This is a genomic window from Pseudoalteromonas sp. Scap06 (assembly GCF_013394165.1).
Lineage (GTDB): Bacteria > Pseudomonadota > Gammaproteobacteria > Enterobacterales > Alteromonadaceae > Pseudoalteromonas.
In genome coordinates, this window is sequence record NZ_CP041330.1 from 3,333,334 (window position 1) to 3,348,101 (window position 14,768).

Below are 14,768 nucleotides of genomic sequence, written 5' to 3' on the forward strand. Positions count from 1 at the left end.
AACATGTATAGCAATTCCATTTATTTATATACTTTATTGTTAAGCTGTTTTAGCTGGCCATATAGCTTCACTAAGCTCCTCTAGCACTATATCAAGTTGATTATTCAATACTTTATCAAATTGCTTTGCGCCGCCATGCTCACCAAAGCGGTTATTAACAAAATCACGGTCAATAATGACTTCATGCACAAGTTGCTTAGCTAATCGGTCTAACCACTTACGCTGGTTAGGGTTCCACTGGTGGCTTTGGTAAATGCGCGCCATAGCCTGCGCAACTCTTTGTTCAAACGGAACCAGTGCCTCACCTAATGCCGCGCGACGAATATGACCAATAATGCTCGCTGCAATATCTTGATTAGTTTGGTTACGCACTGCACTTTGCAGCTTGGGCTCGGTGTAACCTGCGCTATCAAGTAGTAACTTAATATCTTTGAGCTGGGTGCGATTTAAATCACGAGGCTTGTTAACAACCGCTGCAAGCGCTGCATTTTGATTTAATTGTTCTTTAATAAACTGGTTAAAGCTATCGAGGTAATCTTCTGGTTTTTGATGCGCACCATAGCTTTGGCTACGATCGCGGATTTCATCGTGATGCTCTGAAATAACAGGTTGTCGTTCGCTGCCTAGTAAGCTATTGACCTCTGCTAATTGATTTAATAAACCACTGTGCTGGTTTATAAACGTTGCCGCTTGTTTTGGCCCTAGCTGGTTTAAATGGGTGTGTAAGCTTTTTGGTTCAACACCCCATGACTCTTGCAACTCATCTAACTTTTGCTTAAGAGCTGGTTTATTTTCTGATTTTTTCTGTGCTTTACGTAATACCCGCATCACCTTTTGGCTTAGTTGACTCAGCACGACATCAGCATGGCTTTGTTCGGGTGTATCGCCAGGAGCACTAAGCGCTCGTTCAAGTAGATCTGGATTGGTAATTTCATCCACTAATTGGTCGAGCGTAACGTTCGGATCTCTTACCAGAGGCTTCATGGTATTAACATCTTGCAATGCTGCGTAGATATCAACTGGGTCATAAATGCGAAATACGGTTTTACCTATGTCGTCACAGCGGCGAGTTGCACGCCCAACCATTTGCTCGTATAAAATGCGCGATTTTACTCGGCGCATAAACACTAAGTTACAAATTTTAGGCACATCAATACCGGTCGTTAATAAATCAACGGTAATGGCAATATTGGGGTATCGCTCGTTTTTATATTGGCGGATAAGCTGTTCTACCTTATCGCTTTGGCCAGTTACTTTAGCCACGGCAGCCTGATTATATTCGCCGTTATAAAGATCTTTAAAAGCCTCATCGAGTAAGCGTTTTACCATGTCGGCGTGCAAATCGGTGGCACAAAAAATCATGGTTTTCTCGTCACCAAAGGGATCTAGCTCTTGCACAAGTTGCTCACAAATAACACGGTTGAAGTTTTCGTTAATAACTCGGCGATTAAACGCGTCAACTTCGAAACTTAGTTCGTCGTCGAGCTCAGCACTTTGTACTTCACCGGTTTGCGTATTAATAGCGCTAACTTCCTCACCTTTGGTAAAAGTAATGCCATTTTGTGTCAATAAGGTTTCATAACGAATCGGTGGCTCGTGATCTATTAGCCAGTCGTCAGCTACTGCTTCTCTGTATGAATAGGTATAAACAGGTTTGCCAAAAATATCACTCGTGTGTTTTGCCGGTGTAGCCGTAAGTGCGATTTTTACTGCATCGAAATAATCTAAGACTCGGCGATAGCTCGACAAGTATTGGCTGGTGTCGCGAGTAGCCAGTTCACCCTCTGTCATTTCTTGATCGAGTGTATAACCTCGGTGGGCTTCATCAATTATAATGCAATCAAACTGGTCTAGCGGTGGCGGGTTATCACTCATAAAAATACGCTTAACCATAGCTTGCACAGTTGCAACTTGTACGCGGGTTTCTGCCTCGGCCGCCATATCACCTAGTTCTGCCACATTGTATATTTTTGATAATGTGTGATTTTGTTCAAGTGGAGCTTCGTTAAAAGCGTCTATTGCTTGTTGCCCTAGAGCTGTTCGGTCGACTAAAAATAAAATTCGCTTGAAACGTTCAGCTTTTAAAAAGCGATACATTAAACCAATAATTGTACGGGTTTTTCCGGTGCCTGTGGCCATTGCTAGCAAAGCATGGCGAATATTTTGCGCTAAGGTATTTTCAACAGCGATAATCGCTTTTTGCTGGTAATCACGCACTTTTAAGTAGCCAAAAGGCTCATCTTTGAGTTTTTGTTGGGCGGCGTCTTTGCTGCGCTTAAGTAGATCAAGCAACCCCTCAGGGGTATGAAACTTTGGCAAAGCGCGTTTAATATTCGCAGGTTCGCGTACATCACGAAACCACGTACCTGATTGTTCAGCAAGTTGAGGTACATACGGGCGACCGTTACAGGAATAAACAAACGGTACTTTATAGTGGCCATCATCTTCATCTGGCCATGCTATGGTCAACCCTTGTAGCTCCCAAGCAGGTATTAAAGAGGATTGAACATTCAAGCCTTTACTGTATCGCTCTGCTTGTGAAATTTTACCTGCAACATTGGTGTTTTCTTTTTTAGCTTCAACCACCGCAATAGGTGAAAGGCCTGCAAAAAGTACGTAATCAGCACGCCCTTTTTTTCCTTGATATTCAGTAGGCCACTCAGCAATGGCGATGTTTTTTCCTTTCTCTGGGCGAGTGCCATTTTTATGGGTGAGCACTTCAGTATCAACATCCCAGCCAGATTCTTGTAACTGTTGGTCGATTAGAATACGTGTTAACGCTTCATCCAGGACAATATTCTTAGTTGCAGCTTTTGAACTTGTACTTAGCTTTTGCTTATATGAGGTGTTTGATTCGTCATCTAGGTTTGAAAGCTTAGTTTGTAACTCTGCTATCTTCTTTTCGTAGTTGTGTTTTTGGTCGGCAAGCGCTCTTTCATGTTCTTTCGCTTGCTCAGCTAGCTCTTTGGACTCTTGGTCCATTTCAAAAGCTAGCGATTCATATTCTGTTTTTTCTTTATTTATTAGTTCGTTGAGTTGTTGGCTGGAGTCAAGATCGAGGTTTGCTTTTTGCAGGTCGACTTTTAAGTTATCTATTTCACTTTGTAAACTACGTAATTGCTCACTGGGGTCATGAGGAGGGGTAAAAGCACCCGGTTTAAATGAGGTACCCTGCTTACCAAATGACTGATGAAACCATATCGCTAACTTACGTGCGACAACTAAGCCATTAATAGCTTCTTTATGTTTTGTTCTAAATTTGTGAGTTGCTTTATTCCCTTCAACCCTCAGCGTATGAAAAAGGTCTTTAACAACCTGATCTAATTGAAGCTCTCTACTGATTCTGTGTATTAATTCAAGCTGCGAAGTATTGTCTTCAAAGTTAACTCTTACTAATACAGCAATGTGTTGCGCAATCGCCTCGCCTAGCTGTCTCAATTTAATTAACGTGGTATTAGGGTCACTAGCAAACGCTTTTTCAGCCGCACCCGCTAGCTCGACAAAAAGATCGTCGTGTTCAGAAAGAAAGTAAAAATTTCCCATTTTATTATCCACAGCTAACTCCATTTAAGCACTTGCTCTAACTTATTGGGCATCTACTTATTCAACTTATATTTTTATTGTTGAATACCATTAAGCTTATTACTTTCAGCCATAATACCAATATAAGTTAAAAATTATACATTCTTAATCAAAAAGATATACATACAAAAAACGGCCACTTATTGTGACCGTTTTAGTTGCATACTTTATTTTTAGAATCGAACTCGTTTGTTTCGTTCTTTATTTCTAGTAGCGCACATTAAACTCAGTTTTGATCATTATTTAACGTGCACAAAACCTATAACCTGTTGATCTTACTCAACAGTAACCGATTTTGCTAGGTTACGTGGCTGGTCGACGTCAGTGCCTTTAATTACTGCTACGTAGTACGACAGCAACTGCAGAGGAATTGTATATACAACAGGGGCAATCACGTCATCTACATGGTTTACGTTGATTACACGCATTGTATCGTCTGACTCAAAGTGTGAGTCTTTATCAGCGAATACATAGATGATGCCGCCGCGAGCACGTACTTCTTCTACGTTTGATTTAAGCTTTTCAAGCAATTCATTGTTTGGTGCTACAACAATAATTGGCATGTCGGCATCAATAAGCGCTAATGGGCCGTGTTTAAGCTCACCTGCTGCGTAGGCTTCAGCGTGAATGTATGAAATCTCTTTAAGCTTAAGTGCGCCTTCCATCGCGATTGGGTATTGTGAGCCGCGCCCTAAAAACAGTGAATGGTGTTTATCAGCAAATTCTTCAGCAAGGTCTGCAATGCCATCAGCCAATAGTAGCGTTTCTTCTAATTTAGCTGGTAGCAGTTTAATAGCGTTAACGATCGCGCTTTGATCTAAGCCTTTCTCTTGCGCAATAGACGCAGTAAGCATTAACAAACCAACAAGCTGTGTAGTAAATGCTTTAGTAGAGGCTACACCAATTTCAGCGCCTGCTTTGGTCATAAAGGCAAGGTCTGATTCTCGCACAAGCGATGAGCCAGGTACGTTACAAATAGTCATTGACCCCATATAGCCTTGCTCTTTAGCTAAACGCAGTGCAGCTAAAGTATCAGCCGTTTCGCCTGATTGTGAAATAGTTACTAGTAGGCTATTTTCGTGTACAAATGACTGACGATAACGGAACTCAGAGGCAATTTCTACGTTACAGCTAACACCTGCATATTGCTCAAGCCAGTAACGAGCAACCATACCTGAGTGGTATGACGTACCACAGGCAATAATTTGTACGTGTTTTACGTCTTTAAATATTTGCTGTGCGCTATCGCCAAAAGCATCAATAGCTACGCGGTCATCGTTTAAACGTCCTTCAAGGGTGTTACGTACTGCAAGTGGCTGCTCATAAATTTCTTTTAGCATGTAGTGACGGTAATCACCTTTGCCTGATGCATCTTGTGTGATGTTTGATTCAACAACTTCACGCTCAACCGCGTTGCCATCTGCATCAAAAATTTCTACTGTGTCGCGAGTAATACGCGCTACATCACCTTCTTCTAAGAAGATAAAGCTGCGAGTTACTGGTAATAATGCCAGTTGATCAGAAGCAATAAAGTTTTCACCAAGGCCTAAACCAATAACTAACGGGCTACCTGAGCGTGCTACAATAATTTCGTTATCATTCGCTTTATCGAACACAACGGTACCAAATGCACCTTCAAACTGCTTAACAGCAGCTTGAACTGACGCTAATAAAGTGGTGTGCTGCTGACGTAACTGATGAATTAAATGCACCATGACCTCAGTGTCGGTGTCTGATAAAAACTCGTAACCGTCGCCTTTAAGTGCTGCACGCAAGCTTGCGTGGTTTTCAATAATACCGTTATGCACAAGCGCTAATTGATTGCTTGAAACATGTGGGTGAGCATTGGCTTCAGTTACACCGCCATGAGTCGCCCAACGAGTGTGTGCAATACCTGTGTGGCCGCTAACACCAGCTTGTTCAAGTGCTGACTCTAAGTTTACAACCTTACCAACCGCTTTAACTGTATTAAGTGTATTGCCTTCAAGTAAAGCTACACCTGCTGAGTCATAACCGCGGTACTCAAGACGCTTAAGGCCTTCAACTAAGATTTTATTTACTGGACGTTCTGCAACAGCCCCAACGATTCCACACATAGTGTCTCCATTAATTTTTTAATTCTAGCAACTTACGTTTTAGTTGCTATTCCATAATTTCTGCGCAAATTAGTTTTACACCACACGCCTCTATGGCTGCACGTTTATCACTTGCTAAGCCACTGTCGGTTATTAATGTGGTTACTGTTTGCCACGGTAATTCTAAATTTGGTATTTTTCGGCCAATCTTATCTGATTCAACCATAACGATTACTTCGCGCGCCGCTTTAGCCATCACTTGGCTTAATCCAACAAGTTCATTAAACGTGGTTGTTCCACGCGCTACATCAATGCCATCAGCACCAATAAATAGTTGATCAAAATCATATGAGCATAGAACATTTTCAGCTACTTGCCCTTGAAACGATTCAGAATGCGGATCCCACGTTCCACCTGTCATCAAAAGGGTTGGTTCGTTTTCAAGTGAGAGTAAACGACTCGCCACTTTAATCGCATTAGTCATTACAACTAATCCGCGTTTATTTGCAAGTTCTGGGATCATGGCGGCCGTAGTACGCCCGCTATCAATAATAATGCGGTTATGATCTTTTATAAGCGATGCTGCCGCTTTGGCAATGGCCACTTTGCGCTTAGAATCAATCTCATCGCTAACAATCTCTTTAGGCAGAGCAATAGCACCGCCGTAACGGCGCAGCAATAAGCCACTTTTTTCAAGCGCGGTTAAGTCTTTTCGAATAGTTACTTCTGATGTTTGAAACTGTTCAGCTAAACTATCTACGGCTACCTCACCTAATTCATTAACTTGAGTAAGGATCAAATGGCGGCGTTGCTGGGTGTTTCGTTTGGTCATAAGTGGTTACAATTAAGTTTCGTTTCGAAAGTTAGTAGATTTTAAACGAAACTAATAAAATGGCAAGTGAATGCGTAAAAAAAGCACAGTTTTATTCAAATTATCATCATGCTTAAAGTAGGTTAAGCTAGACACCATTATTTAAGTTAAACAAAATTGATATGCAGTCATTTAATAGTATTAGTAAAGAGAATCTAGCGCAGCGTAAAGCTGTGCACGAAATTTGCCGCTTATTTAATAAAAGCCCAAGTAAAGGTAACTTAAAACGCATAACAGGACTGTTTGCTAACTCCGGTTCGGGCGTCATTATTGAAGCAGGCTTTCATTGTGATTATGGCTCACAAATACAAATTGGTGATCGTACTTTTATAAACATTAACTGCACTGTGTTAGATGCGCCAATTAATGAAGGAGCTATAAGCATTGGCGACGATTGTTTAATCGGCCCGAATGTTCAGCTACTGGCAGTCTCGCATGCGATTAACCCTACAGAGCGGCTCAAGAAGGAGAACTTTACTGCACCGATTACTATCGGTAATAATGTGTGGATTGGCGCGGGAGTTATTGTGTTAGCTGGCGTTACAATTGGCGATAACGCTGTTGTGGGCGCAGGGTCAGTAGTAACCAAAAGTGTGGCTGCGAACACTGTTGTTGTCGGTAACCCCGCGATAAAAATTAAAGATATTTAAAGAGTTATATCATAGGTCGTCGTTTACGGCGACAACCCCCTGCGATATTAAATTTACAAATATACTGAATCCCAATACGGATAGTCACCAATTCTAGTGACCAACTTGCGCCTCAAAGGATTTGCAGCAATGTACCTTGCTATTTCAATCCTATTTTCTTCTTCTCGCAGCGCATGATCATAATACGCTCTTTGCCATACAGGCTGATTTAAATCCCGTACTTTATTAACTTCTCGAACTGATGCGCCTTTTAAGTGACCCACTACAACCCCTAATTCACTGTTTTTAAGCTGCAACAAACCATGGAAATGATCAGGCATTAAAACCCAAGTTAACCAACGGCATTGATACTTGAGCTCATTACTCGCAATGCATCTACAAAAGATATTAGCATGATCGAAATTACTAAATATCCCTTCTCTGCGGTGGCATGTAAATGTAATGAAGTATTCGCCTGATTGAATTGATACACGCCCTTTCTTTAAGTTACTCCAGCTCATTTAGTAAATTCCTTTTTCTAAAGCAGAAATAAAATATAGCCTATTTACGCGCTAAAGCACGCCCTACATCACCTCAATACACACCTGTAGGTCATCATTTATGGCGACATCGTTTGCTTATCTAATCATCGCGTAAAACAAGCGATGGCCGTGTACTGGCGGCTTTAAAGGCAAGACTGGCAACGGTTAGCCAAGTAAACGCACCCACAATGAGGCCTGCCAAGCAATATACCCAAATGGTTTGCTCAATACGGTCGTTAAAACCTTGCAACCAGTTATCCATTAGCCAATAAGCTAGAGGTAAAGCAATTGCTGCCGCTGCGAACACTATGATTAAAAACTCACGGGCAAGTAGATTAACTAAATTTAAACGGGTTGCGCCCAATACTTTTCGCATGGCTAATTGCTTTTGCTGACGTTTCGCTGCAAATGCCGCTAGTCCAAATAAACCTAAGCAACTTAAAAACATGGCCAGCACAGAGAAATTTCGAATAAGCACAAACAAGTCATGCTCGACGCGATAAACCTTGGCTAAGTCTTGCAGCATTAGGCTAAATTGCGGGTTGGCAGTTAAATTAAACTGTTTTAAAAGCTGGCGTAGCTGACTCAATAATTGAGGAAAGTTTGCTTGCTCGGTGCTTACCACCAATCTAACGGTTGATTGTGAGCTATACCCTGCTGAAAATGACACAGGCAGCCAATCGTCTTTTGCCGAGCCCACTTTAATGTCTTTTATCACACCAACGATGATAGCATTGATGTTGCGGTAAAGCCCCTGAACTTGCAGCCCCACTACCTCACTCACACTCTCATAGCCAGCGCGTTTTGCCATTTGTTCGGTCACCAAAATGGCCATTGCTTGAGGCGTATCCTCGCCCTGCTGCGTATTTGACTCCTCATTGACATAATGCAACCAATCGCTTTGAAATTGTGGTGAAAAATCTCGGCCAGCAAGTAGTGTCAGACCCAAGGTTTCCACGGCATGAAAACCTGTGCCAATAGTCGGTGGCAGTTCGCTTTCTTCATAGCCGTTTGGCCAACGGAAGTAAAAACTTTCTAGGATGCTATCGGTTAAATCTGTGTCTGTAGTGGTCACTTGCACGACACCGGGCAGTGCACGGATCTCATTGAGTATCGCATGCTCTTTTGCCATCAATTGCTTGCTACTTAAATCGTGTATCACAATGCGATCCGTCACATCATAACCAACCGCTAAGCTTTGCAAGAACGTTAACTGTTGCAAGCTCACTAACGTACAAACAATTAAAGCCATTGCCATGGCTGCTTGAAATACTAACAAGCCTTTACGCAGAATCTGACCTGTTTGCAATTGCCCTGCAAGTAAACTTTTAAGCGGAGCGCGTTCTACACATAAAGCTGGGTAAACACCTGATACAAAAGCCAATAAAAGTATCAACCCCAATACAGCTAGCAATTGTGACCAATCCCAAACTAGCTGTAATGGGCGGTTTGCAAAGTCACTAAAGCTTGGTAATAACACCTCAACCCAACACAACGCTAACACCGTAGCAAAGGCCAGCATTAGCAAAGCTTCTAACAAAAATTGCAGAATTAATTGTCGCTTACTCGCCCCCAGCATTTTTCGCATAGCAATTTCTTTGCTGCGATACAACAATTGCGATACCGCAATATTAATGTAATTGGCTGCGGCAATGGCGAGTAGTAACACGCTCAATACCAGGCTCAAGTTCACTAAAAAAGCCGACCCGCCAGGTTTAAATTCAAAGGGAGAATGGGCTTTAAAATACACGTCTCGCATCGACACTAAACGATATTCAAGCTGGCTATTCTTTAATTGATATTTTTCAATAAGACTTCTAGCTAACTGCTTTTCTATGCCTTTTAAATCAGCTCCTTGCTCAGTTTTTAGATAAACATAACTCGATATATCGTTATGTTCGGTGAAATCAACAGACACTAAAGCATGAAACAAAAAGTGGCTATTATCGGGTAAGTCATTAAAAACAGCACTCACAGTGACACTTCTCTCGCCCATCAATAAGGTTTGCTCGAACGCATTGCTAACACTGCCGAATAACCTTACAGCCTCACTTGCACTAAAGGCGATTTGATTGGGCTCTGAGAGCGCTTGTTCAAGATTGCCAGCTATCACATCAAGATGAATAAAATCACGTAAATTGGCCGAAGTGCCATATACATTTCGCAGCTTAAACGCTTGCCCAGCCACTTTAATATGATCAGTAAATAAATCACTATCGACCACATCTGCCAGCACCAATAAGTTGCTTACATCACTACGTGAAGACACTGTTTGCGCAATGCTTACAACCGTTAATGGGATCTCTTCTAAGCCCGGCACCTTTACATCAACATGCAAACGATAAACTTGCTGGTGATCGGGCTGCATTTCATCAAACGACAATTCATACTCTGCGAATAACGTCACTAACAGAGCTGCGGCAAGACCAATACTTAACCCAAAAACATTCAATAACGAATACAGCTTATATTGCTTAAATACTCGAAACGCTGTTGTTACATGTGATATCAACATACCTAACCTATAAGACCTTGTTCTCACCCCAAACGGCCTACCGGTTACACCGACAGGCTATAGCTTTGGCTAATAAACTTTATTTATTCATAACGTAAAGTAAGCGACGGTCTCGTACTGGCAGCTTTAAAGGCGATGCTTGCAACCGTCAGCCAAGTGATCGCAGCAACACTCAAAGCTGCAACCAAATAAACCCATAGCGCTTGATCAACCCGCTCGTTAAAGTTTGCGAGCCAGTCACCCACCAGCCAATAAGTTAGCGGGTATGCGATTGCTACACTGCCAAGCACTAAAATTAAAAACTCTTTTGCCAGTAGATTCATAATACTGATGCGTGATGCACCCAGCACTTTGCGTACAGCGACTTCTTTTTGGCGACGAATCGTGGCAAATGAAGCTAAACCAAAAGTACCTAAGCAAGTTAAGAACACTGCAAGGCCAGTAAATATAAGTACGACAAGAGAAACACGCTCATCACCTTTTAATACCGCTTTATAGTTTTCAGCTAGCAGGTTTATTTTTGGCTCATAAATATTAGACACTTCAGCTAAAGCTGTGATCACTGCCTGTTTTATAGCAGGGAGGTTTTGTACGTTCACGGTTAAAATCACTTCAGATACTGGTGCTAAATAGTTAAAGCCACATAAAAACATAATGTTAGAATTCGCATCTTGTGCATTACCAACCTTTACATCTTTTACAACACCAACAACTCGCATATCCACATTACGCCCTGTGTCTTTAATTGTTTGTCCAACAATATCAGCCATATTGCTATAACCTGCCTGCTTGGCAACGGTTTCTGTAATAATTGTACCTACTGTTGTAACCCCATTTGCTCGCGTCGCCCAGTCTGAGGAAAACTCACGGCTAAAGTCTCTACCAGCAATAAGCGTAAAGCCTAGCCCTTTTACAACATCAAAACCAGAACCTATCACAGGGGTTATTCCACCTGAAAATTCACCATTGGGCCAAGTAGGCTGTAATGTATTATTAATTGAAACGGTTAAACGAGTATCAATAATCGTTGCTTGCTCTACACCATCTATAGCCGTCAAGCGATTAATTAGTGCGCTAGGCTGCTGCGTAAATACCGATTGCACCGGCAACTCTGAAACCACTAAGCGTTGCTGCGTTTGATAGCCTAAAGGAAGGCTTTGTAAATGAGATAATTGTTTTAACAACGTAACCGATGCAATGATCAAACCGATTGCTAATGAAGCTTGCAAGGTCAATAAACATTTACGTACCCAAATGGCCGTATTACCGCGTTGTAAATCGCCACTTAACACTCGTTTTGCGCTAAATGATGAGATAAACAATGCCGGGTACAAACCTGCAAGTATGCCTACAGCAATAACAACAGCCATAATGCCCAAACCAAAGGCTGAAAAATAACTCACTATCAGTTCACGATCGACCAGCTGGTTAAAGCTTGGCAATAACAGTTCCACTAACACACAAGCAATAATCATCGACAATAGAGCAACCAAAGTAGATTCAGCTAAAAACTGTGTTACTAACTGCAGCTTACTTGCGCCAAGTGCTTTGCGCACCCCTACTTCTTTGGCGCGCTTTGCAGACTGTGCCACCGTCATATTGATAAAGTTAAAGCCAGCAATCAAAATAAGTAACACGCTCAACCCTGCACAAATCGTTACAACTTGCTTTGCGCCGCCTGCTTTCATTTCAAATGGCGATTTTGCTGTTAAATGTAAGTCTAGTAATGGGTGTAACTCAATGGCAACTTGACCCGCCATTTGCCCATTGAAGTACTGTTTAGACAGTGTATCAGCGAGTGCTTTTGGATCTGCTTGCGGCGCCAAACGCATATAAACATAACTGCTATTAACCATCAGGTTATTTGGATCATGTTTTACATATACGAGGTTTTTAAATGCAAAGTGAGTATTGCTTGGTAAATCTGCAAACACCGCCCGTACAGTATATTGCCCTTGTTCGTGCTGTAACGTGTTACCAATAACATTTATTGTACCGAAAATACGCAGTGCTTCAGATTCACTTAGAGCCAAGCTCTCAGGTGTACTCATTGCATTTTTTAAATCCCCTGCCAATGTGTTTATATTGATAAAGTTCTCAATATTTGGCGTTGCCCCATACAAGTCATTAAGTTTAAAACCCTGATCCAGGTACTGCACGTCAACCATCGCCTCTCTGGTCCACGATACCATCGTCAAACCAAACACTTCTTCTACTTGGCTATATTCAGTGGCTTTTGCCGCTTGAGAATAATTAAAAATAGGAATGACTGATAAGCCCAACTTTGAGTAATCTTGGCCTACACGGTAAACACGTTCAGCGTGAGGCTGCTGACTATCGTATGACAACTCGTTTTGTGCAAATAGTGCCACTAAAATTGCCGCAGCTAAGCCGATACTTAGCCCTAAAAGGTTTAGGATAAAATGCTGTTTTTGTTGCTTAAATGATCTTAAAGCAGTGACTAAATAATTAATAAACATATTAAGCAACCTCAACAACGGCTTGCTGCACAATATTTGCTTTATCAAGCATCACTTGGCCATCCAATAGGCGCACTAAACGATCAGCATAGGCACCCTCTTTTTCTGAGTGAGTCACCATAATAACCGTGGTGCCCTCGCGGTTTAATTCGCGTAGCATCGCCATCACTTCATCACCGTTTTTAGAATCGAGGTTACCGGTTGGCTCATCGGCTAAAATTAGCTTGGGATTAATCACTAATGCACGCGCAACGGCTACCCGCTGCTGCTGACCACCCGACAGTTGCTGTGGTAAATGCTCGCCGCGGTGATCAATACCCACGCGCTTTAAAATGGTTTCTACGCGTTGCTTACGCTCACTTTTTGATATTTTTTGATACTGCAATGGCAACTCTACGTTTTCATAAACTGTTAGCTCATCAATCAGGTTAAAGCTTTGAAATACAAAGCCAATTGATTCTTTACGTAGCTCTGCTAGTTGCTTTTCGCTATAGCCTGCAATGTCAGTTCCCGCAAAATCAAAGTTGCCTGAGGTCGGTGAATCAAGCATACCCAAAATAGAAAGCAGCGTTGACTTACCACAGCCAGATGGCCCCATAATCGCTAAAAAGTCACCTTCGTTTACGGTTAAGTTAATATTACTCAGCGCTGTTGTTTCAACATCTTGAGTACGAAATACGCGGCTTAAATTAGTTAGTTTGATCATTGTTATTATCCTTAAAATTGTAGTTGCTGTGCTTTGTCAAAGTTGCTGTAGCTAGAGGTAATCACTTTATCCCCAGCGTTTAGCCCTTCAAGCACTTCAAAATAGTGTTGATTCTTTTTGCCTAGGCGGATATCACGGCGCACTGCTTTATCACCGCCTTGCTCGATTACATAAACCCAGTTACCGCCCGAGTTAGTAAAAAAAGCCCCGCGTTTAAGTAGTAAGGCATTGTTATTGTCATCCCCTAGCATTAACTCAATATCAATGCTTTGGCCGCGCTTAATGCTTTTAGTGTTACTGGGTAGGTCCACTTCTACTTGAAATTGTGACTGCTGTACGCGGCTATCGATTTTGCTCACTTTTGCATTCACCGTGCCGCTTTCTAGCTCAATCATTACCGCCATGTCACGCTGCACTTGGTTTAAATAAAATTCATCCATGCGCACCACTAATTTATATTCATTAGGAATATCTATTTGGCCTAACCGCGCACCACTGTTTTTAGATTCGCCAATTTCCACATCAAGTTCGCTTAAATAACCTGAAACAGGCGCTTTGATTAATAAGTCGTCGAGATTTCGACGCGCAAATTGCAGATTTTTTTCGAGCATTTTAGCGCTGTCTGACAACTGCGCCACTTGCACCTCACGGATTGAATTTTCTTGCTTTTGGCGCTCAAGGGTGAGCTCTTTACGGGCTTGGTAATAATTTAAATCTTCTTCAAGCTCAGCTAGTTGGTCTTGCGCCAATACGCCACTTTTAACCAAAGGTTTAGTTTGTTTTAATCTACGTGTTAAATGGGTAATTTTTAATTCGATTTCTAATAAGTCACGGCGTAAGTTTAACCGGCTGGTTTCCATGGTCATTTGCGTATTACGTAAAAAGTTAAGCTGCTCGGTAACTTGTGCTTCACGGCTCATTACATCAAGTTGTAAGTTAGTGTTGCTTAAGCGCACGAGCGGTTGGCCTTTCTCAACATATTCACCTTGCTCGACTAATCGCTCTTCCACTTGACCACCAGCAATGGTATCGAGATAAATACTGGTTTTTGGCACAACTTGACCGCGTAAGCTTAAGGCATCTTTAAAGGCACCTTGTTTAACCGTGCTAACCGTTAAGCCACTACGCTCGATATTTTGGCTACGGCCCGTATCACTGCTTTGCGTATAACCATATGCAGCCGCAACAACACCTAAAGTAAGAGCTGCAAAAGTAAATTTTTTAAAATACTTTTGCGTAAATGAGCGTTCTATTTTTTTGTCCATGTCGACTACCTTGATACAGGTTTAATTTAACTAATTACTTATTGTTATTACAAAGCGTGTGCCAACTTTAATTAACCAATAAAATCAATAGCTTAATTGCAAA

The 14,768-nt window shown here is 41.8% G+C and carries 9 protein-coding genes; 1 reads left to right on the plus strand and 8 read right to left on the minus strand.

Annotated elements, in window-relative coordinates; genetic code table 11:
- Positions 1 to 39 precede the first annotated feature (39 nt).
- From hsdR to FLM47_RS15415, 3 genes are all read right to left on the minus strand, one after another.
- On the minus strand, positions 40 to 3,567 hold the full coding sequence (gene hsdR, locus FLM47_RS15405) for a type I restriction-modification system endonuclease (protein ID WP_178956810.1): 3,528 nt from the start codon (positions 3,565 to 3,567) through the stop codon (positions 40 to 42).
- A 290-nt stretch (positions 3,568 to 3,857) separates the two neighbouring features.
- Positions 3,858 to 5,678 (minus strand): glutamine--fructose-6-phosphate transaminase (isomerizing), encoded by a 1,821-nt coding sequence (glmS, locus tag FLM47_RS15410; protein ID WP_010392174.1) that lies wholly within the window; start codon positions 5,676 to 5,678, stop codon positions 3,858 to 3,860.
- A gap of 46 nt (positions 5,679 to 5,724) precedes the next feature.
- Entirely contained in the window at positions 5,725 to 6,489 is a 765-nt protein-coding gene (locus FLM47_RS15415; protein WP_178956811.1) for a DeoR/GlpR family DNA-binding transcription regulator, read from the minus strand.
- A gap of 161 nt (positions 6,490 to 6,650) precedes the next feature.
- On the opposite strand from FLM47_RS15415, the gene FLM47_RS15420 reads away from it, so the two are divergent.
- The gene (locus tag FLM47_RS15420) at positions 6,651 to 7,178 is read left to right on the plus strand and encodes a sugar O-acetyltransferase (RefSeq protein WP_178956812.1); all 528 of its coding nucleotides are present in this window, start codon (positions 6,651 to 6,653) and stop codon (positions 7,176 to 7,178) included.
- Between the two features lie 53 nt (positions 7,179 to 7,231).
- On the opposite strand, the gene FLM47_RS15425 is transcribed toward FLM47_RS15420, so the two are convergent.
- The 5 genes from FLM47_RS15425 to FLM47_RS15445 form a co-directional block, all read right to left on the minus strand.
- The gene (locus FLM47_RS15425) at positions 7,232 to 7,678 is read right to left on the minus strand and encodes a transposase (RefSeq protein ID WP_178956813.1); all 447 of its coding nucleotides are present in this window, start codon (positions 7,676 to 7,678) and stop codon (positions 7,232 to 7,234) included.
- A 121-nt stretch (positions 7,679 to 7,799) separates the two neighbouring features.
- Positions 7,800 to 10,214, minus strand: a complete 2,415-nt coding sequence (locus FLM47_RS15430; RefSeq protein WP_178956814.1) for an ABC transporter permease — start codon at positions 10,212 to 10,214, stop codon at positions 7,800 to 7,802.
- Between the two features lie 83 nt (positions 10,215 to 10,297).
- Positions 10,298 to 12,694: an ABC transporter permease gene (locus FLM47_RS15435; protein ID WP_178956815.1), complete on the minus strand. Its 2,397-nt coding sequence runs from the start codon at positions 12,692 to 12,694 to the stop codon at positions 10,298 to 10,300.
- Position 12,695: 1 nt separating this feature from the next.
- Positions 12,696 to 13,400, minus strand: coding sequence for an ABC transporter ATP-binding protein (locus FLM47_RS15440; protein WP_178956816.1), 705 nt, complete (start codon positions 13,398 to 13,400; stop codon positions 12,696 to 12,698).
- A gap of 11 nt (positions 13,401 to 13,411) precedes the next feature.
- Positions 13,412 to 14,665, minus strand: coding sequence for an efflux RND transporter periplasmic adaptor subunit (locus FLM47_RS15445; RefSeq protein ID WP_178956817.1), 1,254 nt, complete (start codon positions 14,663 to 14,665; stop codon positions 13,412 to 13,414).
- Between the last annotated feature and the right edge of the window lie 103 nt (positions 14,666 to 14,768).